The sequence below is a fragment of the Hyalangium sp. genome (assembly GCF_045802625.1).
Taxonomy (GTDB): Bacteria; Myxococcota; Myxococcia; order Myxococcales; family Myxococcaceae; genus Hyalangium.
The window spans coordinates 1-20,657 of record NZ_JBJMQP010000002.1; the positions used below are offsets into that span (position 1 = coordinate 1).

The 20,657-nt window shown below is 68.3% G+C and carries 19 protein-coding genes; 9 read left to right on the forward strand and 10 right to left on the reverse strand.

Going from position 1 to position 20,657, the window contains the following annotated elements; genetic code table 11:
• Window positions 1-142, forward strand: a 142-nt coding sequence (locus ACJ8AT_RS00220) for an ATP-binding protein (protein WP_407735493.1), incomplete at its 5' end; no start/stop codon positions are given.
• Between the two features lie 237 nt (window positions 143-379).
• A complete protein-coding gene (locus tag ACJ8AT_RS00225; RefSeq protein WP_407735471.1) occupies window positions 380-601 on the forward strand; it encodes a hypothetical protein in 222 nt (73 codons plus the stop codon).
• A gap of 65 nt (window positions 602-666) precedes the next feature.
• On the opposite strand, the gene ACJ8AT_RS00230 is transcribed toward ACJ8AT_RS00225, so the two are convergent.
• Window positions 667-2,190, reverse strand: coding sequence for a serine/threonine-protein kinase (locus tag ACJ8AT_RS00230; protein WP_407735472.1), 1,524 nt, complete (start codon window positions 2,188-2,190; stop codon window positions 667-669).
• Window positions 2,191-2,320: 130 nt separating this feature from the next.
• A complete protein-coding gene (locus ACJ8AT_RS00235) occupies window positions 2,321-3,547 on the reverse strand; it encodes a NosD domain-containing protein (RefSeq protein ID WP_407735473.1) in 1,227 nt (408 codons plus the stop codon).
• A gap of 219 nt (window positions 3,548-3,766) precedes the next feature.
• On the opposite strand from ACJ8AT_RS00235, the gene ACJ8AT_RS00240 reads away from it, so the two are divergent.
• On the forward strand, window positions 3,767-4,855 hold the full coding sequence (locus tag ACJ8AT_RS00240) for a metallophosphoesterase (RefSeq protein WP_407735474.1): 1,089 nt from the start codon (window positions 3,767-3,769) through the stop codon (window positions 4,853-4,855).
• A gap of 61 nt (window positions 4,856-4,916) precedes the next feature.
• Window positions 4,917-6,329: an MATE family efflux transporter gene (locus ACJ8AT_RS00245; protein ID WP_407735475.1), complete on the forward strand. Its 1,413-nt coding sequence runs from the start codon at window positions 4,917-4,919 to the stop codon at window positions 6,327-6,329.
• A gap of 6 nt (window positions 6,330-6,335) precedes the next feature.
• Here the strand turns inward: ACJ8AT_RS00245 and ACJ8AT_RS00250 are convergent, their stop codons facing one another.
• From ACJ8AT_RS00250 to ACJ8AT_RS00265, 4 genes are all read right to left on the reverse strand, one after another.
• Window positions 6,336-6,803: a response regulator gene (locus ACJ8AT_RS00250; RefSeq protein WP_407735476.1), complete on the reverse strand. Its 468-nt coding sequence runs from the start codon at window positions 6,801-6,803 to the stop codon at window positions 6,336-6,338.
• Entirely contained in the window at window positions 6,796-8,412 is a 1,617-nt protein-coding gene (locus tag ACJ8AT_RS00255) for a sensor histidine kinase (RefSeq protein WP_407735477.1), read from the reverse strand. Before ACJ8AT_RS00255 ends, ACJ8AT_RS00250 begins: the two co-directional genes overlap by 8 nt.
• Window positions 8,413-8,575: 163 nt before the next feature.
• Window positions 8,576-9,493 carry an aldo/keto reductase family oxidoreductase gene (locus tag ACJ8AT_RS00260; protein ID WP_407735478.1) on the reverse strand — a complete coding sequence of 306 codons (918 nt, stop codon included), beginning with the start codon at window positions 9,491-9,493 and terminating at the stop codon, window positions 8,576-8,578.
• A gap of 63 nt (window positions 9,494-9,556) precedes the next feature.
• The gene (locus ACJ8AT_RS00265; RefSeq protein ID WP_407735479.1) at window positions 9,557-10,609 is read right to left on the reverse strand and encodes a hypothetical protein; all 1,053 of its coding nucleotides are present in this window, start codon (window positions 10,607-10,609) and stop codon (window positions 9,557-9,559) included.
• A gap of 174 nt (window positions 10,610-10,783) precedes the next feature.
• Between ACJ8AT_RS00265 and ACJ8AT_RS00270 the strand changes: the two genes are divergently transcribed.
• Complete coding sequence (locus ACJ8AT_RS00270; RefSeq protein ID WP_407735480.1) at window positions 10,784-11,197, forward strand: DUF1801 domain-containing protein; 414 nt, start codon at window positions 10,784-10,786, stop codon at window positions 11,195-11,197.
• A gap of 30 nt (window positions 11,198-11,227) precedes the next feature.
• On the opposite strand, the gene ACJ8AT_RS00275 is transcribed toward ACJ8AT_RS00270, so the two are convergent.
• From ACJ8AT_RS00275 to ACJ8AT_RS00290, 4 genes are all read right to left on the reverse strand, one after another.
• Window positions 11,228-11,611 (reverse strand): DoxX family protein, encoded by a 384-nt coding sequence (locus tag ACJ8AT_RS00275; protein ID WP_407735481.1) that lies wholly within the window; start codon window positions 11,609-11,611, stop codon window positions 11,228-11,230.
• A 2-nt stretch (window positions 11,612-11,613) separates the two neighbouring features.
• Window positions 11,614-12,177, reverse strand: a complete 564-nt coding sequence (locus tag ACJ8AT_RS00280; RefSeq protein ID WP_407735482.1) for an SRPBCC family protein — start codon at window positions 12,175-12,177, stop codon at window positions 11,614-11,616.
• Complete coding sequence (locus ACJ8AT_RS00285) at window positions 12,164-12,520, reverse strand: ArsR/SmtB family transcription factor (RefSeq protein WP_407735483.1); 357 nt, start codon at window positions 12,518-12,520, stop codon at window positions 12,164-12,166. The genes ACJ8AT_RS00280 and ACJ8AT_RS00285 overlap by 14 nt, the downstream gene beginning before the upstream one ends.
• Before the next feature lie 222 nt (window positions 12,521-12,742).
• Complete coding sequence (locus ACJ8AT_RS00290; RefSeq protein WP_407735484.1) at window positions 12,743-14,458, reverse strand: protein kinase domain-containing protein; 1,716 nt, start codon at window positions 14,456-14,458, stop codon at window positions 12,743-12,745.
• 122 nt (window positions 14,459-14,580) lie between these two features.
• Between ACJ8AT_RS00290 and ACJ8AT_RS00295 the strand changes: the two genes are divergently transcribed.
• The 4 genes from ACJ8AT_RS00295 (at window position 14,581) to ACJ8AT_RS00310 (ending at window position 20,655) form a co-directional block, all read left to right on the forward strand.
• The gene (locus tag ACJ8AT_RS00295; protein ID WP_407735485.1) at window positions 14,581-15,906 is read left to right on the forward strand and encodes an NAD(P)/FAD-dependent oxidoreductase; all 1,326 of its coding nucleotides are present in this window, start codon (window positions 14,581-14,583) and stop codon (window positions 15,904-15,906) included.
• Between the two features lie 19 nt (window positions 15,907-15,925).
• Window positions 15,926-17,602 (forward strand): aminotransferase class I/II-fold pyridoxal phosphate-dependent enzyme, encoded by a 1,677-nt coding sequence (locus tag ACJ8AT_RS00300; RefSeq protein ID WP_407735486.1) that lies wholly within the window; start codon window positions 15,926-15,928, stop codon window positions 17,600-17,602.
• Between the two features lie 63 nt (window positions 17,603-17,665).
• Window positions 17,666-19,240 carry a class I adenylate-forming enzyme family protein gene (locus tag ACJ8AT_RS00305; RefSeq protein ID WP_407735487.1) on the forward strand — a complete coding sequence of 525 codons (1,575 nt, stop codon included), beginning with the start codon at window positions 17,666-17,668 and terminating at the stop codon, window positions 19,238-19,240.
• A complete protein-coding gene (locus ACJ8AT_RS00310; protein ID WP_407735488.1) occupies window positions 19,237-20,655 on the forward strand; it encodes a class I adenylate-forming enzyme family protein in 1,419 nt (472 codons plus the stop codon). Before ACJ8AT_RS00305 ends, ACJ8AT_RS00310 begins: the two co-directional genes overlap by 4 nt.
• Window positions 20,656-20,657 lie beyond the last annotated feature (2 nt).

Consider the following 20,657-nt stretch of genomic DNA (forward strand, 5'->3'; position numbering starts at 1 on the left):
CTGGCACGCCATCATCGGCGACGCCACCCTGGCTGACGCCATCTGCGACAGGCTCGTCCACAACGCCCACCGCCTCAAGCTCGGCGGCGAGTCCATCCGAAAGGCCGAGAGTTTGACCACGACCAAGAAGGCGGCGAAGTAGAGAACACCAGCGTCGTCACGCGGGTGATCGGCTTGCCGGAATCGGTGATCGGCTTGCCGGAATCGGTGATCGGCTTGCTCCGGAACAGGTGTCCGGCTTCGCCGGAATACGCAAACGACTTCGTCCGAGAGGAGTGCGGGAGTTCTCGCCTCACGGACCCACAGCAGAGGTTGCTCGACACGCTGATCGCTACGCTGCACGAGAGCCTCCACGAGGAGGAGTAGACGGGAGCATGGGATGACGACTCCACCTGACGACGACAAGGACGAAGGCACCACCGAAGGAACGGCGCTGTTCACCGCGCGCCATGACGAACTCATCCGGCAGATGCTTCAGGAGAAGCGGTCGAAGCTCTCACCCGAGGAGTGGCGCAGGTGGCAGGAGCGCATGCTGGCGTGGATGACGCAAACGGTGATCGTCCCAATCCCGGGAACTGAAGGGGATGGAGAGCGGGGGTAGGGCCGCTAACCAATATGGGCCGCAGTCCTAAAGCCACAGGTTCATGTTCCATGTGCCATGAAAGGTCACTGGGGAGGCTGGGGCGTCGAGGTCGGCTGGCGCTGCGATCCATACGTGGGCATGTAGCACCCGTTCTTGTACACATACCCCTCAGCAGTCGCTTCCCGACAGCGCTCCAAATCGGCATCCACCTTGATCCAACAACCGCCATTGATGACGACCTGGAGCGGGAGGGGGCACTTTCCTTTCGAATCAGGCCTGACCTGACCGGGCAGTGGATCCTTGGGCATCTCCATAGCAATCTCCTTCGCGCCGAGGGCCGAGGGGGGTACTGACTGCGGTGCCGTGATCGTGACGTCCCCCACCCCCGAAGTGCCTGCGTCGCGTGACTCCCTGATTGGACCGCGCTGTGCCGCCATGGATCCCTCTTGGGGCTGTACATGCTCGCTGCTCCGCGGGCACACGAGCGCGAACAGCACCATGGCCGCCACCACGAACAAGAGAAACAGTTGCGCACCCCTGTCGTCCGAAGGGGGGCGCTCGGGATTGGGGTGCCGGTGAGCCCCTCGGTCTTCCTCCGCTCGCGCGCGAATCTTGCGGCGGCGTCTCAGGGCGCGCAGCCGCGCTTTGTTTCCCAGCAACTCCAGGCTGAGGGAGTTGCCCAACAGCGAGGCCATCGCCACCTCATCCCTCGGCCTCAACGGAGGGGGCGGGAGTTGCTCAAGCCCAAGCGGCTGCTCCGCCTCCGGTCCCGCCTGCGCTGCCGCACGCTCAAGCGCTTCGGCCAGCTCGCCCGCCGTCCCTCGCGCCTCGGGCGGCATCGCGAGCATGCGGAGGATCAACTCACTGAGCCGGGGATCAACACGGGGGTTGAGCTCTCTCGGAGCACGGGGCGGGACGATGTCCAGGCGCCACTGGCCTGCCTCGTCCTGTCTCGGCTCCTCGGGCGGAAGGTACTCCCCCGTCACCAGCCGGTAGGCGGTGACTCCCAGCGCGAAGACATCATCCGCGGGCCCCGGCGCGTAGGGCGCCTGGAACCAGCGCGCGCCCAGAGAGAACCGCCAGGCCTCCGGCGAGCGGTAGGCCGGTGTCCCCGGGGGAAAGGGCGGCGTTGTCAGGGGACGCGCTCCCGGGTAGGCCCCCGCGCCAAAGTCCATGAGGAACGCGCGCTGATCCGCGAACCTCACCAGCACGTTGTCCCCCTTCACGTCCCTGTGCACTCCGGCCGCATGCGTGGCCTCGAGCGCCCACGCCAGCTGCGCCAGCATCCGTAGCACCTGCCGCGAAGAGGCGTCGTGCTCCCGCGCCCACTCGTACAGCGGCAGGCCCTCCACCCACTCCATGACGAGGTACGGGTGCACGTTGCCGCCCGGCGGCTGCCACTCTCCGCGCTCGTACAGGCGCGGCACGCTCGGGTGCTGGACTCGCGCGAGCAGCTCCGCCTCGCGCTCGAAGCGTGGGTCCTGGATGTACAGCGCCAGCTTGAGCGCCACCGGCTCCGCGTCTTCCCGGTCCGCCCTCACGGCCCGGTAGACCGCTCCATAGGTCCCCTGGCTGCACAAGCCCAGCACCCGCCAGTGCCCCACCATCGTCCCGGGCGGAAGACTCGCCGGATGTAGCGCGGGGGCGCGAACCCTCTCCATTCGAAACCTCACGTGTGGAATCAGCGGCCTGCGCCGCCGGACCGCACCCTACTCCACACGTAGGCTCTCGCGCACCTCATCTCATGGGTTCGATGGCTCCAGGAGCCTCCTCCTCAGAGAGGAGCGGCGTCTCCGCCGTCAGATGCGAGGCGCAGGCGACGCCCAGGCAGTTACCCGCCCCGTTGCCTCGCGCGACGTTCCCTCCCCCGTCGATCACCCCCGGCGCGAAGATGCCCCAGCCCGTGTTGTCGATCGCGGTATTGCCGGACACCGTGAGCGTGCTGGCCGTCGTCACCAGCAACCCCGTCCCCCGGTTGCGCTGGAAGCGGTTGCCGCTGACCGTCCCGCTGAGCGTAGGCACCAGAAACTCGGCCGGCTCGGCCAGGGTCAGACCGCCCTCGTTGCCTCGGAAGATATTGCCCTGGACATCCACCGTCCGCGCCTTCCCCACCAGCCCGTTGCCGTTGTCGATGACTCGCGAGCCGTGCAGCACCAGGTTGAACGGCTCCCAGGCCGGCTGGCTGCTGGGAGCCAATGCGCCATTGCGGGAGATCACCGTGTTGGTGAACGACGCCACATTGCAGACGCCGTAGCCGAACTCGCCGACCGTGATCTGCCCCACCACCGTGTTCTGGGTGATCACGCTGGAGGTGAAGGAGACGCTGCCGTCGGGGCACCAGATCACGCTCTCGTTGCGGCTGAACGTCGAGTAGCTCACGTCCACGGTGTGACTGTTCGCGGTCAGCGCGAGCCGGTTGTCGATGAAGAGCGAGGACCTCACCTCGAACGCGCCTCGGCTCGCGTCCTGCTCACTGCCCATTCCCACGCCGTTGCCAATCAGGACGGAGTCCGTGAGTGTGAACGTCGCGTTGGAGCTCCGGTTGTAGATGGCGTCCCCGTTCTCGAGGAATACAAGCCGGGACAGCCACACGTGCTCCGGTAAATGCACCGCGTCATAGTCGACCACGTATCCCAGGTCGAACCCCCGGATCGTGCCGTTCTTCACCGTGCTGTCGGCCAGGACCGCGATGCCCTCGGACAGCCCCGCCTCCGGGCCGGTGTGGCGCACGGTGTGGCCACCGAGATCCAGCACCACGCCCGTGCCGGCAATCCGCAGCGCGGGCACCTCCGCGCCTGGACAGGCCAGATCATGGGTCAGCCGCGTGCTCGTGGTGATGGTGTCACCGCAGTGGAGATCCCCACTGGCGCTCTCGCCCGCGCCGCCGGACTTCGCGATGGCCCCCCGCGCAAGAAACGTCGCCATGCCCACGGCCATGGCGACCAGAGCTCGTTCACAACGCATGAGATTCCCCCCTTCGGGAGCTCCTCGGCCCCCTGCCGCGGACGCTAACCACCGCCCCTTCAGCGAGCACGGGGAGGCTTCTCGGCGCATTTCCAGCGGACAGGGGACTGCCCCGCGGGGTCCCTCACCCGGCGCTACTCGTGGCAGCGCCGCGGCTCGCCCTCATGCGCACCATCGCCGGCAGCATCCGGAGCGGCAGGCGGTTATTGACCGGATCTCATGTCCCGACGAACCCGCCTCCGCGGCCGCTTCCAGCTCCTTGCCGCCCTCGTGGCCACCGTCGTCCAGCTGCCCGCGGTGCTGTGGCTCTGCTGGCACACCCACACGCCCGTGCCCGCGCTGGGCGCGGTGCTCGTCTCCGCTCCGTACCTGCGCCAGTTGCAGAGCCCCTGGCACACCACGGCCCCCGCGCCGTCCACCTACCTGGCGCTGGGCTGGTGGGCGGCCTGCCTGGTTTTCGACCTGCTCATGCTCCCCGCCGTGCTCGCCGTCCGGGCGGGAGTGCCCATGGGCGTGGCCTGGGGACTGGCGGGAGTCATCGCCCTGGTCCTGGGCGCGGATGCCGTCCTCGGCCGGCCGCGGCTGCGCAACCGGGTGGTTCGGGTGGAGGGGCTCTCCCCCGAGCTGGATGGCTACCGCATAGGGCAGATCTCCGACGTGCACTGCGGGCCGCATGTCCCCGCCGAGCGGGTCTCCTCCTGGGTGTCTCGCCTCAATCGCCTCCAGCTCGACATGGTGGCAGTCACGGGCGATCTGATCACCCACGGCTCCTCGCACGTCGAGGCCGTGGCGCGAGCGCTCGGGGGCCTGCGCGCGAAGGATGGCGCGTTCGCCTGCATGGGCAACCACGACTACTTCACCGATGGCGAGCAGATCGTCCGAGCGCTGGAGAGCCAGGGGCTCACCGTCCTCCGCAACCGAGGCGTAGTGGTGGAGCGCGGCGAGGCGCGCCTGTACGTCGCCGGGGTGGATGACACCTGGACCGCTCGCGATGACCTGGAGCGAGCGCTGAGGCACCGGCCGGAGGGGGCTCCCACCGTGCTGCTCGCGCATGACCCCGAGCTGTTCCCCCAGGCCCAGGCCCGTGACGTCGAGCTGACGCTCTCGGGCCACACCCACGGCGGCCAGCTCGGAGTCCCAGGCGTCCGCCACCTCTCGCTGGCTCGGATCATCACCCGCTGGACCGCGGGGCTGTACCGGCAAGGCCGCTCGTGGCTCTACGTGAACCGCGGCGTTGGCACCACGGGGCCTCCGGTGAGGCTGGGCGCTCCGGCGGAGCTGGCCGTCATCACCCTGCGCCGAGCGTGAGCCCCTCCGCACCCCGCCGGTGGTCCTGGATTGCAGCCCTGGCGCATGTCAGGGTCCGTCCATGAAACCAGGATTCGGGCGCGATCTGACGACCGGCAGCATCCCCAGGCACATGGTCGCCTTCTCCATCCCCATGCTCGTGGGGAGCTTTCTCCAGACGGCCTACAGCTTCATCAACGCCATCTGGGTGGGGCAGTTCCTGGGCACCTCGGCGCTGGCCGCGGTGACGGTGAGCTTCCCCGTCATCTTCGTCCTGTTCGCGATTGGCATGGGGCTCACCCTGGCCACGAACATCCTCGTGTCGCAGAGCTATGGCGCCCGGAAGCTGGACGAGCTGCGCCAGGTCGTCGACAGCTCCACGGTGCTGATCTACTCCCTGTCCCTGGTGCTCACCGTGCTGGGAGAGCTCTTCGCCCCCAGCATCCTGCGCGCCATGGACACCCCTCCGGAGGTCTTCCGGGCCGCCGTGGACTACCTGCGCATCTTCCTGGTCTCGCTGCCCTTCGGCTTCGGGCTGTTCCTGATCCGCAGCATGCTCCAGGGCGTGGGGGACTCGAAGACGCCGCTGTACTTCCAGGCCGGCTCGGTGCTGCTCACCACGATCCTCGATCCCTTGCTGATGTTCGGCTGGCTGGGGTTCCCCAAGCTCGGGTTGAACGGCACCGCCTGGGCCACCCTGTTCTCGCAGATCGCCGTGCTCGTGGCCCTGATCGCCTTTCTCCGCAGGCAGAAGCTGCCCGTGGCTCCGGCCTGGCCGCGCTTGAGCCACCTGGGGCCGATGACCTGGAAGACGCTGCGCATCGGCCTGCCCTCGGCGGTCCAGCAATCGCTCGTCTCCATTGGCATGGTGCTGGTCACCGGCATCGTCAACGGCTTCGGCGAGGTCGCCACGGCGGCGTTCGGCGCGGCCTCCCGGATTGATCAGATCGCCTTCATGCCGGCGATGACGTTCGGGATGGCCGTGTCGACGCTCGCCGGGCAGAACCTGGGCGCCGGCCACCACCACCGCGTCCGCGAGGTCTTCTCCTGGGGGTGCCTGTTCAGCGGAGGCGTCACGTTGATCATCTCGGCGGTGGCCGTGACGTTCCCCGCCGCGCTGCTGCGGATCTTCGTCTCGGATGAGGCCGTCATCGAGCTGGGGGTCTCGTACCTGCACATCGTCGGAGGCAGCTACGTCCTCTTCGCCCTCATCTTCATCAGCAATGGAATCATCAACGGCGCCGGGCACACGCTGACGACGACGGTGTTCTCGCTGATCAGCCTCTGGCTGGTGCGAGTCCCCGGCGCCTATTGGCTGTCCCGGCACCTGGGCAGCGTGCGCGGCGTCTGGTACGCGATGGCGCTGAGCTTCGTCGTGTCCCTGGCCGTCAGCATGAGCTACTACTTCTCGGGCCGCTGGAAGCGCTCGTTGGGCAAGAGGCCTCCGGCCCCGAACCCCGCCGAGGTCTTCGGCCACGAGACGGGCGAGGCCTGAGGCCGCTCACCCCGCCCCTCTCATGGCGCGGGGGGAGGGCTCATTGAGCACCAGCCAGTACATGCCCAGCTGCCGCACCGCATCGAAGAACTCGGTGACGCCCACGGGCTTGCGCACATAGCTGTTCACCCCCAGCTCGTAGCTGCCGTCCAGATCCCGCTCCTCGTTGGAGGAGGTGAGCATCACCACGGGCAGCAGCCGCGTGCGCTCGTCCTCCCGGATGCGGCGCAGCACCGCCAGCCCGTCCATCTTGGGCAGGTGGATGTCGAGCAGCACCACCTGGAGCTGGATGTGCGGATCCCGCTCGGCATGTTTGCCTTGGGCGAAGATGTAGTCGACCGCCTCGGCCCCGTCCCGCACCACGACGATGGGGTTGCGGATGTTGCTCTTGCGCAGGGCGCGCAAGGTCAGCACCTCGTCGTCCGGGTTGTCCTCCACGAGCAGGATGACACGCTGATTGATCAGCTCATTCATGGGGTTGCGCTCCAGAGGTGATGGCCGTGGCCCCAAGGGGCAGCGGCAGCTCGTTGAGGGTGAAGGTGAAGCAAGCGCCCTGGCCCGGCTGGCCCTCGCCCCAGACGCGGCCGCCGTGGCGGCGGATGATGCGCTGCACGGTGGCCAGCCCCACGCCGTTGCCCTCGAACTCGGCCTGCGCGTGCAGCCGCTGGAAGACGCCGAACAGCTTGTCCCGGTACGCCATGTCGAAGCCGGCGCCGTTGTCCTTCACGAAGTAGCGGCGGACGCCCTGCTCCTCCTTCGCGCCGAACTCGATCTCGGCCACCGGGCGCTCGCGGGTGAACTTCCAGGCGTTGCCCAGCAGGTTCTCCAGCACCGAGCGCAGCAGCTGCGGATCCCCCTGCTCCACCAGCCCCGCCTGGAGGGTGAAGCGCACCTGGCGCTCGGGCTGGAGCTGGTGCAGCTGCTCGGCGATGGTGCGCGCCATGGCGGACAGATCGCACCGGCTGGCCACCAGCGCCGTGCGGTTGACCCGCGAGAGCGCCAGGATGCCGTCGATGAGCTCGGACATGCGCTGGGCCCCGCCCCGGATGCGCCTCAAGTAGTCCAGGCCCACCTCGTCCAGCTGGCCGGCGCAGTCCTCCGTGAGCGCGTCGCTGAAGCTGGCGATGCCCCGCAGCGGGGAGCGCAGATCATGCGCCACGGAGTAGGCGAAGGCCTCCAGCTCGCGGTTGGAGAACTCGAGCTGGGCGGTGCGCTCGGCGATGCGGCGCTCGAGCTCGGCGTTGAGCTGGCGCACCTGCTCCTCGGCGTTGCGGCGGGCGGTGACGTCGGTGATGGTGGCCAGCGATCCCGAGTACTGGCCGTTCTCGTCGTACATGGGCGCGCCGGAGATGCTGGTCCACAGCGTGGCCCCGTCCTTGCGAATGAACTTGCCGTCGTAGATCTCGGAGATGCCCTGGCGGCGCCGCTGGAGGCCGGCCTCCACGGCGCGCCTTCCCTCCTCGTCCATGAACGAGAGGACGTGCTTGCCCAGCATCTCCTCCGCGCTGTAGCCGAGCAGCTCGGTCAGGAAGCGGTTGACGTAGGTGGTTTTGCCCTGGGGATCGAGGACCCAGATGCCCTCTCGGGCCGTCTCCACCAGGAGCTGGAAGCGCTGCTCGGTGCGGCGCTTCTCCTCCTCTTCCCGGCGCACCGCGTCCATGTCCTTGATGAGCGACATGCCCCCGATGATCTGCCCCTGCACGTCCCGCAGGGGGATGCAGTGGCAGCGGACGTGCCGGCCCTGCGGCACGTTCGGGTTGCGGATGAACATGTCCGCCTCCCGGACCTCCTCTCCCTTCAAGGCGCGCCAGATGGGCAGCGCCTCCATGGGGTAGAGGGTGCGCCCATCGGGGTAGAAGATCCCCCGCTCATGCCACTCCGAGGGAGAGGGAGCGTCCGCGACGGTGCCAAACAGCCAGTCGGCGTAGGGGCTGGTGTAGACGAACGCCCCCGTGGAATCGTGGATGGAGATGCCCTCGGAGAGGTTGTTCAGGATGGCGCGCACCAGGCCCCGATGCCGCACCTGGAAGAGCTCTTCCTCCAGCTTGCCCGGCAGCGCCGTGGAGGGAGCGGGGGCCGTCATGGCTTCCTCCGGAATGCGGCCTGCTCCCCCAGAGACGGACGCACGCGTTCCGCTGGAGCCCTTCCGAATGGTGACATGAGTTCCCCCCGGCGCGTGACCGCAGCTTAGGCCATTCTATACCGAGGCCTCTCGGGGTTGTCATTCCGGTGTCCGCCAGCCAACGTCAGGGCACGGGAGCTCCCGTGGAGGCGCTCCACACCGCGAACCAGTCCTGCGTGTCCAGGTGGAGCGAGAGCGCTCGCGCCGCCGAGCGGATGCGCTCCGGCCGCTGCGTCCCCAGCACGGGGATGATCCGCGCCGGGTGGCGCAGCAGCCAGGCGTAGACGAGCTGCTCCAGCTCCACGCCATGCTGGCGAGCCAGCTCCGTGAGCACCGCTCGCACGCGGCGCTCGGGCTCGCCCTCGCCCTTCAGCAGCCGCCCGCCCGCCAGGGGAGACCACGCCATGGGAGAGATCCGGCGCTGCAGACACTGATCCAGGGTCCCATCCAGGAAGGGCTCCAGCCGCAGCGGGTGCAGCTCCACCTGGTTGGTGACGAGCGGTGTGTCCAGCCGGCTGGACAGGGCCTCGAACTGCGCCGGAGTGAAGTTGGACACGCCCAGGTGGCGCACCTTGCCCTGCTGGACGAGCTGGCGCTGCGCCTCGGCCACCTCGTCCGGATCCAGCAGGGGGCTGGGCCGGTGCAGCAGCAGCACGTCCACGTAGTCCGTGGCGAGGTTGCGCAGGGAGCGCTCCACGGACGCGATGATGTGCTGGCGCGAGTAGTCGTAGTGCTTGAGCCGGTTCTCCGGACGCGCGGGGTTCACCAGCATGATGCCGCACTTGGTCACCAGCTCCATCCGCTGGCGCAGCCCGGGGTGGGCTCGCAGCGCGGCGCCGAAGGCCTCCTCACAGCGGTAACCCCCGTAGATGTCGGCGTGATCGAAGGTGGTGATGCCGTGGTCCAAGCACGTCTGGATCAACGCGAGCACTCGCTGGACGTCGGCGCTCTGGCCGTCATTCAGCAGCCGCCACGCGCCGTAGGCCAGCCGGGACACCTCGGGGCCGCCAGCGGCCATGTTCACACGCGGGGAAAGGCTCATGGCCACCACCCTATACCCACCCGGCCTCTCAGGCGGAGCCAGCACGCAGTCCAGGCGCAAATACTAGGGACAGAGCCGCTCGACTGACTTGATCCGCACCGCTCCGTCGACGTTCGGGTCGTTCGTCTGGTCGCCGATGGCGATGGTGCCGTTCGCCGTGAAGTTGTTCCGCGTGAGCTTCGCGACGCCGTCGATGCTCACCGTCGCCACCTTCGCTGTGTCCACCGCGAGCTCGTAGACATGATACGCGCCGTCGGTCACCGAGAACGCTGCGGACTGCGTGTTGTCCGCCCAGCCGATCGCCGCGCTGTCGAGGTAGATCATCTGCGAACGATCCGTGCTGGTGCCGACTGGCGGCGTGAAGCTCCCCATGATGGCCGCGCCGCTGTCGAGTGAGTTGTGGGTGTTCACCGACTCGACCTGCATCGTCACGTGGAGCTTGAACGGCTTCGTTCCGTCGATCGAGTTCGCCCGCGTGATGAGCAGCTGCCCGCTCGTCGACCCGCCGCCGTTCGTCGACGTCGCGAGGCGAACGTAGTCCGCGCCGTACGTGAGCGTGTTCGGCGTCTGCGCGACCGTCGTCCAGCCTTGCGCCGTGATGTCGTCGCCGCCGACCAGCAGCGGAACGCTCGCGCGTGCCGTCCACGTCGTCGTCGACGTCGCCGGCACGCACGTCTCGCAGGCATTCGCCGGGTTCAGCGCACCCGCGGCGTAGACCACGCCGTCGATGAAGCATTTCGGGATGCACACGCCGGCCGAGCAGACCTGTCCCGGGTTGCATGGCGTCCCGTCAGCGCGTTGCGTCCACGCAACCGCGGACGTCGCCGGCGTGCACTGTTCGCACGAATTCGCCGCGTTCACCGCCCCGGCGGCCACCTGCGTGCCGTCGATTTGACAGAGCGCGACGCAGACGCCGCCCTCACAAGCCTCGCTGGTCGCGCAGGCCTTGTCGCAGCCACCGCAGTGCTTCGGGTCGCTCTCGGTGCTCACGCAGGAGCCGCCGCAAAGCTCGACGCCGGATGTGGCGACGGGGCAGGAGGTGGAATTCTCGCCGCAAGCAGTTACGAAACCGAGCACGACGATGCAGGAGAGCGCGGTAGAGCGAATGGAGAGCATAGAGCCCGCCACCTTACGCGACTACACGCCCGCGCGATGTGAGATCGGCCCAGCCGCTTTCCTCCAGAAGGCGGTAGACCCGCACTGTTACACCTGTTTCCTACAACCTAACGTAGTGTTATCGGACGTTGGAGACGTGGGCAATGCGGCCTATTCCCAACGAAAGGCAGGAAGATGAAGAGTCAACCCAAGGCAGCAGGCGAGGCGGCCTCCAAACTCATCAGCGAAAAGATTGCCGGGTTGGGTGGCTGGAGAGGCGATACACTCGCAAGGATGCGCGCCCTCATCAGGGATGCCGACCCTGATGTCGTGGAAGAGTGGAAGTGGATGGGGACCCCGGTATGGTCCCATGACGGGGGCATCTGCACGGGAGAGTCGTACAAGTCGATAGTGAAGCTGACCTTCTTCAAGGGCGCTTCCTTGAAAGATCCTCGCAAGCTCTTCAACTCGAGCCTTGACGGGAACGTCAGGCGCGCCATTGATATTCACGCGGGTGAGGAGATTGACGCGAATGCGTTCAAGGCGCTCATCCGCGCGGCCGTGGCTCTCAATACTTCTGGCGGAAAGAAGTCCACGAAACGCAAGTGAGCGTATAGGGCGCGGATGCTCAGCGCGCGGTCAGGCGCTCGCCGGCGTGGCCTGCAGGCGGCGCCAGAAGAAGTACGAGAGCCCCCAGAGCACGCCGGTGGCCGCCGCCCAGCCCCACGCCTGCGGGCCATCACCCACCGAGAGGTGGGCGATGAGCGCCGAGCCGAGGGTGATGGCGAAGCCGGCGTAGGCCCACTCCTTGAGCCGCGCCGGCACCGGCGCAAGCAGCAACACCACGCCGAGGAACTTGGCCCACGAGAGCTCCACCCGGAAGTAAGTGGGGAAGCCGAGGTGGGTGAACGCCTCCGCCACCTGCGGCAGGCGCAGTTGCGCGTAGGCGGTGAAGCCTATCTGCAGGCAGAAGAGCGCGGTGACGAGCCAGAAGCCAATGATGATTCCTTTGGAGCGGGGCATGCTCAGGTCCGTGGGCGAGAGGGCCAACCAGGGGTCTCAACGCCGAACTGCTTTGCGTACTCGGCGTTCAATCGCTGCCAGCCGCCGAACTTCATGACCTCGGGGCCGACGATGCGTCCAATGGGCTGACTGGCGAGAAGCCGCTCCAGTACATCGAAGCAGATGTGCCAGCCCGCAGCGCCCATCGATATGAAATTCCGGTCGATGTTGTGCCAAAGCGTGAGCCGAGTGCCGCCGCCTCGCGGCTCCAGTTCCCAGCGGAGGTCCTGTCCCCCCCAGTTGAATTCGAGCACCTTGGGCGCGTCGGCCCGCTTCACCTGGGTCTCGGATACCTGCGGCGTCGGCGTTCCCACTGTCGAGAGCTTCGCGGTCCCAACAGCACCGAGGCTCCGGTCGGAATCGAACGGAGCCCATTCGCGGAGATGCTCGGGGTCCGTGAGCGCCTTCCAAACCTTTGCAGGAGGGTGAGAGAGGTCGCGGACGAGCACGAGCGTCCACTTCTCTCCCTCCTTCCGGACCTCAGCGCCTGAAGCGGCGCCCGGCTCGTATTGCTCACGGCTGCTCATGTCTTTTCTTTCCTTTCACAGCGGGCACCTTGTCCATCTTGTCCAAATGTTGCTCCAGGGCATCGACGTGCTTTGACCAGAAGCGCCGGAAGGGAACGAGCCATGCGTCGAGCTCCATGAGCGGCTCCGGTCTCAGTCGATAGAGGCGCCGCTGCGCTTCAATTCGTGATTCCACGAACCCAGCCTCTCGCAGCACTCGCAGGTGCTTGGAGACGGCCGGCTGCGACAGTCGCAGCTCGCGCTCGAGCTCGCCAACGGAGCGCTCAGACGAGAGCAGCAGGCTCAAGATGGCCCGTCTATTGGGCTCCGCGATGATGGCGAACGATGATTCCACGACAGGCATATAGCCACGCGTTTATATGCCCGTCAAGTCATATTCAGGGCTGCTCGCCGTACTGCGCGTCAGTGACCTGCTCCATCCAATCGACGACCTTGCCATTCACGTGCTCCTGAATCGCGATGTGCGTCATCGGGCTGGCCGGCCTCCGCGCGGGCGCCACGCGGCTCGGTCCCGAAGATCCGAGGCGACTTTTTCAAGCACTTGGCTCAGCGGAACGAGAGAAAGCTATTCGGCGCCCAGCTGCTGGAGCGCGCGGTGGACTTCGGGGGCGAAGCGCCCAGCGGGCTCCAGCATGAGGTATTTCTTGTAAGCCTCTGTCGCCTCGGCGTCGTGCTGGAGCCCCTGGAGCGCCATGCCCAGGGCGAACCACCCCCGCGCGTGGATGGCGTCCTCCTTCACCACGTCCCGCAGCAGCTTCACCGCCTGCTCGTTGCTGGCCTCTCCGGCGTGGCCCAGCACCAACGCCAGCCCCAGCCCTTCCTTGGCCTCGAGCGACTCCGGGTTGATCCGCAGCGCCGCGCGGAAGTTGTCCTCGGCGGCCTCGTAGCGGCTGCTGCTCATGGCCTGCCGGGCTTCCTGGAGGAAGCGCTCGCAATCCTCCGACGGGCCCGAGGGCTTGCTGCTGCGAAGCACCGGCCCTGAGGACGCCCCCACCACCACAGCGGTGGGCGCAGTGGGCTCGGTCCACATGGGCGCGGGAGGCGATGGCTTGCGATCGACGAGCAAGAACGCCCCCAACGCCAGCCACCCGAGCGCCGTGCCGCCCGCGACGCTCCACTTCCACCTCGCGCCAGGAGCGCGGGAGTCCGCGGAAGAGCCCGCCGGATCCGTCAGGCGGACGCTGTCGGGCGTGGACACGGTGGGCGGGCGCGCGGGCGCGGGGGCCGGCGCGGGCGCGGGGGCCACTGGCGGCTCCGCGGGAGCAGCGGCCCGCGGCTCTCCGCGCCACGAGGCGAGCTCCTCCTGGAACGAGCGAGGCACCTGGATGTCCCGGCCGTCCCGGCTCATCTTCTCCCGGAACAAGTCCTGGACGAAGTGCGAGAGCGTCAGCTCGGAGAAGCGGGGCGCGATGGAGAACAGGAAGTCCGACAGCGCATCGCCGAACGCCCGGGAGGACTGGTAGCGATCCTCCCGGCGGACCGCCAGCGCGCCCATGAGGATGTCCTCCAGTTCCTGGGGCAGCTTCGGGTTGATCTCCCGGGGACGCGGGAACTCGCCCTTGCTGAGCTTGGGCAGCACGGCGAACTCGGGCCCCTCGACGGGCAGCTTGCCGCACAGGGCCTCGTAGAGGGTGATGCCCGCGGCCCACACGTCCGTGCGCGCATCCACCTGCTCGCCTCGCGCCTGCTCGGGAGAGAAGAACAGGTACTTGCCCTTCACCACCCCCGGCTCCGTGGCGAGTTCGCCCAGCTCCCGGGCCTTGGCCAGCCCGAAGTCCACCACCTTCACCTGCCCCTCGTAGCTGACGAGCACGTTCTCCGGAGAGATGTCCCGGTGGACGATGCTCAGCGGCTTGCCGCTCTCGTCCTTGCGGGTATGGGCGTAGTGCAGGCCACGGCACATCTCGATGCCGATGAAGACCGCTGGAGGAACCGGCAGCGCCTGCCACCCCGAGCGGATCGCCTGGTAGATGACCTCGTGGAGCGCAGGCCCGTCCACGAACTCCATGGCCAGGAAGTACTCGTTGTCCACCCGGCCGAAGTCGAACACCTGGGCGATGTTGTTGTGGGACAGCGTGGCGCAGATGCGCGCCTCGCTGATCAACATGCTGGTGAAGGCGTAGTCGTCCGAGTACTCGGGGAGCACTTTCTTGATGACCGTGGACTTGGAGAAGCCCGCCTCGCCCAACATCCGGGCGAGCCACGTCTCGGCCATGCCGCCGTAGCCCAGCTTCGAGACCAGCTCGTAGCGGCCAAACCGCTTTCCACTTCGCAGGGACATGCGGCGGCCATCCTACCCGGATTCCAGAGCTGACCTCGCAGGTCTGGCTCGAACCACCAACCTAGAACAAATCCGCTAATTAACTTATTAACTTGAAATTCCAGCTTCTGTCCGGGTGAGACATGTTCGACGCAATCGTCATCGGAGGCCGCTGCGCGGGCTCCTCCACGGCAATGCTGTTGGCGCGCAAGGGACACAAAGTGCTGGTGGTGGATCGCTCCACCTTCCCCAGCGATGTCATCTCCACGCACTTCCTCTGGCCCCACGGCACTTCGTACCTGAACCGCTGGGGAGTGCTGGACCGGGTGCTGGCGCAGACTCCGTCCCACACGGAGATCCACCTGGTGAACGACGGCATCCCGCTGGTGGGCAGCGTCCCCCTGGAGCTGCTGAGCCAGTACTTCCAGCAGCTCCACGGCGACGATAAGGGGGTGGTGCAGCGCTACACCTCGGTGCGGCGCCGCGTGCTGGACAAGATCCTCGTGGACGCGGCCGCGGAGGCGGGCGCCGAGGTGCGCGAGGGGTTCGTCGTCGAGGAGCTGATCTCCGAGGGAGATCGGGTGGTGGGCATCCGGGGGCGCACGCGCGAGGGCACGCGGGTGGAGGAGCGGGCGCGCGTGGTCATCGGCGCGGACGGACGTAACTCCTTCGTCGCCCGCACCCTGAAGCTGCCCAAGTACGACGAGCGCCTCAAGTGCACCTTCGCCTACTGGAGCTACTTCTCCGGCTTCTCCCCGGGCGCCGCGCAGATGCACCGCCGTGGGCGCATGTCGATCGCCGTGGTGCCCACCAACTTCAACCAGAACATGACGCTGGTGTTCGGGCCGAGCGAGTGGTTCGAGGCCTTCCGGCGCGATGTGCCTGGCAACTTCCAGCGCGCGCTGGACTTCGTGAGCCCGGAGCTCGGCGAGCGCGTCCGCACCCAGGGCAAGCGCGAGGAGCGCTTCTACGGCACGGTGGATCAGGCCGCCTTCCTCCGCCCCCTGTTCGGGCCCGGCTGGGTGCTGGTGGGGGATGCGGGCAGCTCCAAGGATCAGTGCACCGCCATTGGGATGACGCACGCGTTCCGCGACGCGGAGCTGGCGGCCACGTCGCTCGATGCGGGGCTGTCCGGGCGCCAGCCGCTCGACGCGGCCCTGAAGCAGTACGAGGGCCGCCGCCGCAGCCAGTCCGCGGCCGCCTACTACGACTACGTCTGCACCCAGGCCGAGATGCGCCCGCTGCGCCACGACGAGCTTCAGCTCTTCGTCATCCTGCGCGGCAACCAGCAGGAGACCAACCGCTTCATCGCCACGCACGGTGACATCAGCCCCCTGTCCGAGTTCTTCCAGGCCTCCAACCTGATGCTGCTCAGCGACGCGGCGAAGGAGTCCTCGCGAGACCACTCGGTCTTCTCGGACTTCGAGGCCACGTCGCGCATGTACCAGCAGAACCTCTTCGCCGCCTGAGCCACTCCAGGAAAGACCCATGAACCCGACGACGACACCTCGCGAGGACGACGAACTCATTGCCAGCATCCTCACGGCCGCGGAGAAGGCGGCCCACAGCGTGCAAGGGCGCTCCCTGGAGGAGACGCTCTCCACCCCCGAGACCCGGGAGACCCTCCGGCACTACGCCACCGAGGTGGGAGACTCCGCGCTGCAGGTCTCCGAGATGATGCGCAACTGGGCCTCCCATATCCCCTGGGAGTCGCTCATCGCGCTGCGCGAAGGCACGCAGCCCCCGGGCGATGACACCGCCGTGCGCGCCCTGTGGCGCTTCTTCAGCGAGCAGTTCCCGCCCGTCCGCAAGGCGCTGCAGGAGATGTGGCAGCCGGCGCACCTGCGCCGCACCGTCGATCCCGTCGAGGAATACGCGCTCGACAAGAACACCTACGATTTCTTCCGCCCGGCGGGGCGCGACCTGCTGAAGCGGACGGAGGAGTACTACGGCTGGGTGGAGGCGCGCCGCCAGACAGAGACCTGGCCGTATTCGCGCACGCTGGAGGTAACACCTGGCAGCAGCGCCCGGGTCACCAACGAGGTGGGGCGCCGCATGCAGGGCATCAACTTCGCCTCGCAGGACTACCTGTCCCTCAACGCCCACCCCACCGTGCGCGAGGCGGCCAGCCGCGCCCTCCACGACTTCGGGCCGCACAGCGCGGGCTCGCCGATGGCGGTCGGCAACACGCGAATCTCGGAGGATCTGGAGCGGGCCCTGGGCGAGCTGGTGCAGATGGAGCACATCACGCTCTTCCCCACGGGCTGGGCGGCCGGCTTTGGCGCGGTGGCGGGGCTGGTGCGCCCGGAGGATCACGTCGTCATCGACCGGCTGGCGCATGCCTGTCTCCAGCAGGGCGCGCGCGCGGCCACCAAGAACGTCGTCCGCTACGAGCACCTGAACGTGGAGGCGGTGCGCCAGAGCCTCAAGGACATCCGCGGCCGCGACCCGCGCAACGGCATCCTCGTGGTGACCGACGGCCTGTTCTCCGTGGACGCCGACTGGCCGGATGTCACCACCCTGCAGGCCGTCTGCCGTGAGTACGACGCCACGCTGCTGGTGGACGTCGCGCATGATCTCGGCGCGATGGGGCCGGGCGGCACGGGCGTGCTCGGGATGCAGAACCTGCTCGGGAAGGTGGACCTGGTGATGGGCGCCTTCTCGAAGAGCTTTGCCTCCAACGGCGGCTTCCTGGCCTCGCACTCGCCCGCGGTGAAGCAGTACGTGAAGATGTTCGGCGGCTCCCACATGTTCTCCAACGCCCTGTCCCCGGTGCAGTCGGCGGTGGTGCTGAAGGCGACGGAGCTCATCCGGTCTGCCGAGGGGGACAGGCTGCGCGCTCGCCTCTTCGAGGCTGTCAACGCGCTGCGCGATGAGCTGACCCGGCGGGAGCTGACGTGCATGGGCTCGCCCTCGCCCATCGTCCCGCTGCTCATCGGCAACGAGAAGCTGGCGCGGACCGTCTACCGGCTCTTCTTCGACCGGGGGGTGCTGGCCGCCATGGTGGAGTTCCCGGTGGCGCCCATCGGCGCGGCACGCTTCCGGCTGCAGGTGCAGGCCTCTCATGAGCCGGAGGAGGCGCGCGAGGCCGCCCGGGTGATCGCCAAGTGCATCGCCGATGCCCGCGCCCACCTGACGAGCGCCTTCGGCAGCGAGCTGGTGTAGAGAAGGAGGCTGCCCGCGCCCCGAAAGCGCGGGGCATGCCTCGCAGCTGAGGAGGGGACAGCCATGAAGATGACAGCGGGCGGCCCGATGATGCGGGCCGCCAAGCAGTTCGCCGGCCGGACGGCCATCACCACGCCACAGGGCAGCCAGACCTTCGCCGAGCTGAACGCGGCGGCCAACCGGGTGGGCTCGGGCCTGCGCGCGGTGGGGCTCGAGCCGGGTGAGCGCGTGGGGGTCCTCTCCCATAACCGGATGGAGACGGTCCAGGTCTGGCTGGGCCTGGAGCGCTTCCAGCTCCCACGGCTGACGATGCACAGCCACTTCGACATGGCCGTGCACCTGGACACGCTGGGCAAGGTGCGGCCGGCCGCGCTGGTGTTCGACACCGCCTTCACCTCGGCCGTGGAGCAGCGCCGCGGCGAGCTGAGCTCGGTCCGGCACTTCATCGCGATGGGCGCGAACCCACCGCCCTGGGCTACCCCGCTGGAGCAGGTGATGGCCAGGGGGAGCCCCGAGGATCCCCAGCTGGACGTGGACGAGACAGCGCCCTGCATTGTCCAGCCCACCACCGGAACCACCGGCCTGCCCAAGCCGTGGATCATCTCCTACCGGGGCTGGTCCACCCTCGTCAGCCACAACCTGCATCACCTGGACACCTTTGGACCGGGTATCCCTCAGGTGGGGCCGGATGACGTGAACCTGCACCTGCACGCGCTGCAGTGGGCCTCCGGCGCGCAGACGATGTACCCGTACCTGCTGCGCGGCGCTCGCAACGTCATCCTGGATGACTCCGGGTTTGATCCGGTGAAGATCGTGGAGACGATCGAGCGCGAGCAGGTGACGGGCGTGTTCATCCCCGGGCCCATGCTGATCCCCCTGCTGGACGTCATCGAGGCGCGCGGAGGGATCAAGCACCGCCTGCGCCGCGCGGTGCTCTTCTTCGCCTCGCCCGAGCTGCTGGAGCGCTTCACCCGGGTGGTGGGGCCCATGTGGTGCCATGGCTTTGGCTCGACGGAGCAGGGCGCCCCCAGCGCCCGCCTCCTGCAGAGCGAGGCGGCGGAGAAGCCCGGGCGGCTCCACAGCGTGGGCCGCCCCGCCTCCTGGCTCCTGGAGATGGCCGTCGTGGACGAGCAAGGCCACCGGCTACCGCCTGGGCAGGTGGGCGAGCTCGTGGTGCGCAGCCCCATGTCCGCGAGCGAGTACTGGGAGGATCCAGAGCGGACGCGGAGCTCCTTCCTGCCGGGCGGCTGGTTCCGCCCGGCCGACATCGGCCACATGGACGAGGACGGGTTCTTCTACTACCTCGATCGCGCCAAGGATCGGATCCGCACGGCACGCGGCGTGGTGTACCCGCACGTGGTGGAGGTGGCCCTGCTGCGGCATCCGGCGGTGGCCAACTGCGGCGTCGTGGGGGTGGGCGCCCCTGGCTCGGAGCAGATCGTCGCGGCCGTGCTGCTCAAGCCTGGGCAGACCGCGGGGGAGCCGCTGCGCCGGGAGATCGAACAGGCGGCGCACCCCGGACTCAAGGAGCATGAGCGGCCGGGCCGGCTCGTCTTCCTCACCGAGCTGCCCACCGTGCTGGGGGGCGCCAAGGTTCAGCGCGAGGTGCTGCGCCAGCGGCTCGAGCAGGCGTCATGACGGCCGTGCGGGCGGGGCACGCTGTGCGGCAGGCCCTGCTTCGCAGTGGAGAGCGCCGCCTGCTCACGGACGCCACAGGGAACTCCCGGACGGGCCATGCGCTGGCCATGCGGGTGGACCGCCTGGCGGGCATGCTGCTGGACCGGGGGCTGGCGCACCGCCGCGTGGGCCTCTGGTTCTGGAACAGCCTGGCCGCGATCGAGGCCTTCCTGGCGGTGGAGTGGATTGGCGGCACGCGCGTGCCGGTGGATCCCGGAGCGGCCCCCGAGGAGGCCCGGGCGGTGTTCACGGCAGCGCAGGTGGACGCGGTGCTGTGCGATCCCGAGCATGCGGGCTCCTCCGCGGGGGCTCTCGTCCACGACGACGGCACCGAGCTGGCGGGCCCGCCTGTCTGGCCGGACCTGTCCGTGGAGGGGAGCCAGACGCTGGTGCTCTACCCGCGCTCCGTCGTGGAGGGCCAGCTCCTGGGCGTGCCCATCTCCTACGCGAACTGGGCGGCGATCATGGAGCTCAACCTCCGGCTCTACCGTGAGGGCAGCTACGGGCCGCCGATCGCGGAGGACGACTGCTACCTCACGGCCCAGCAGCTGATGCATGGCACCTCGTTGGTGGGGACCTTCCCCTTCCTGATGATGGGGCTGCCGCAGGCCGTGGCACGCCGCTTCGAGGCGTCCGAGCTGCTGCCCCTCATCGCCCGCGAGCGGGTGACCACGGCCCTCATGGTCCCCGGCATGGTCACCCGGCTGACCGAGGCCGCGGAGCGCCAGCAGAGCGTGGCGCTCCCCCTTCGCCGGATCCTCTACGGAGGAGGGGTGCTCCCCACGGCGGAGATGAAGCAGGCCATGCGGGTGCTGGGCGCCGAGATGGTCCAGCTCTATGGCCGGCTCGAGGGTGGCTGGCCCCTGAGTGTGCTCGGAGCCGCCGAGCACCGCGCGATTGCCGGAGGCGATGAGCGGCTGGCGCGCAGCTGCGGACGGCCCATCCCCGAGACCGGAATCCGGCTGCGCCCGCTGGCGGGCCGGGAGCCCGGCGAGGGCGAGCTCTGGGTGAAGAACCGCATGGTCTCCGAGGCGTATGCGGATGCCGAGGGCTGGTGCTCGCTGGGGGACATCATGTGGCAGGACGAGCACGGATACCTCTACTACCGCGGACGGCTCGACCGGATGATCAACACCGGCTACCACGTCTATCCCGAGGAGATCGAAGAAGCGCTCCGGCAAGTCCCCGGCATCGCCGGAGCACGGGTGGTGGGCGAGCCCACGGGCGCGGGCAGCGAGAAGCTGGTGGCCTTCATCGTCCCTGAGCCGGGGGCGGATCCGGCTGCGCTGCAAGGCTCCGCGCTCTCCTGGTTGGGGAGCCGGCTGGCGCGTTACAAGCTTCCCAGAGAGTGGCGGGTGGTGGACCGGCTCCCGTGAGC

What these genes read in the sequence shown, in the direction of transcription:
- ACJ8AT_RS00270 (WP_407735480.1), top strand. Translation starts at nt 10,784, where the DNA reads ATGAAGAGTCAACCCAAGGCAGCAGGCGAGGCGGCCTCCAAACTCATC.
- ACJ8AT_RS00310 (WP_407735488.1), top strand. Translation starts at nt 19,237, where the DNA reads ATGACGGCCGTGCGGGCGGGGCACGCTGTGCGGCAGGCCCTGCTTCGC.
- ACJ8AT_RS00245 (WP_407735475.1), top strand. Translation starts at nt 4,917, where the DNA reads ATGAAACCAGGATTCGGGCGCGATCTGACGACCGGCAGCATCCCCAGG.
- ACJ8AT_RS00305 (WP_407735487.1), top strand. Translation starts at nt 17,666, where the DNA reads ATGAAGATGACAGCGGGCGGCCCGATGATGCGGGCCGCCAAGCAGTTC.
- ACJ8AT_RS00255 (WP_407735477.1), bottom strand. Translation starts at nt 8,412, where the DNA reads ATGACGGCCCCCGCTCCCTCCACGGCGCTGCCGGGCAAGCTGGAGGAA.
- ACJ8AT_RS00235 (WP_407735473.1), bottom strand. Translation starts at nt 3,547, where the DNA reads ATGCGTTGTGAACGAGCTCTGGTCGCCATGGCCGTGGGCATGGCGACG.
- ACJ8AT_RS00280 (WP_407735482.1), bottom strand. Translation starts at nt 12,177, where the DNA reads ATGAGCAGCCGTGAGCAATACGAGCCGGGCGCCGCTTCAGGCGCTGAG.
- ACJ8AT_RS00265 (WP_407735479.1), bottom strand. Translation starts at nt 10,609, where the DNA reads ATGCTCTCCATTCGCTCTACCGCGCTCTCCTGCATCGTCGTGCTCGGT.
- ACJ8AT_RS00275 (WP_407735481.1), bottom strand. Translation starts at nt 11,611, where the DNA reads ATGCCCCGCTCCAAAGGAATCATCATTGGCTTCTGGCTCGTCACCGCG.
- ACJ8AT_RS00225 (WP_407735471.1), top strand. Translation starts at nt 380, where the DNA reads ATGACGACTCCACCTGACGACGACAAGGACGAAGGCACCACCGAAGGA.
- ACJ8AT_RS00285 (WP_407735483.1), bottom strand. Translation starts at nt 12,520, where the DNA reads ATGCCTGTCGTGGAATCATCGTTCGCCATCATCGCGGAGCCCAATAGA.
- ACJ8AT_RS00230 (WP_407735472.1), bottom strand. Translation starts at nt 2,190, where the DNA reads ATGGTGGGGCACTGGCGGGTGCTGGGCTTGTGCAGCCAGGGGACCTAT.
- ACJ8AT_RS00295 (WP_407735485.1), top strand. Translation starts at nt 14,581, where the DNA reads ATGTTCGACGCAATCGTCATCGGAGGCCGCTGCGCGGGCTCCTCCACG.
- ACJ8AT_RS00290 (WP_407735484.1), bottom strand. Translation starts at nt 14,458, where the DNA reads ATGTCCCTGCGAAGTGGAAAGCGGTTTGGCCGCTACGAGCTGGTCTCG.
- ACJ8AT_RS00240 (WP_407735474.1), top strand. Translation starts at nt 3,767, where the DNA reads ATGTCCCGACGAACCCGCCTCCGCGGCCGCTTCCAGCTCCTTGCCGCC.
- ACJ8AT_RS00250 (WP_407735476.1), bottom strand. Translation starts at nt 6,803, where the DNA reads ATGAATGAGCTGATCAATCAGCGTGTCATCCTGCTCGTGGAGGACAAC.
- ACJ8AT_RS00260 (WP_407735478.1), bottom strand. Translation starts at nt 9,493, where the DNA reads ATGAGCCTTTCCCCGCGTGTGAACATGGCCGCTGGCGGCCCCGAGGTG.
- ACJ8AT_RS00300 (WP_407735486.1), top strand. Translation starts at nt 15,926, where the DNA reads ATGAACCCGACGACGACACCTCGCGAGGACGACGAACTCATTGCCAGC.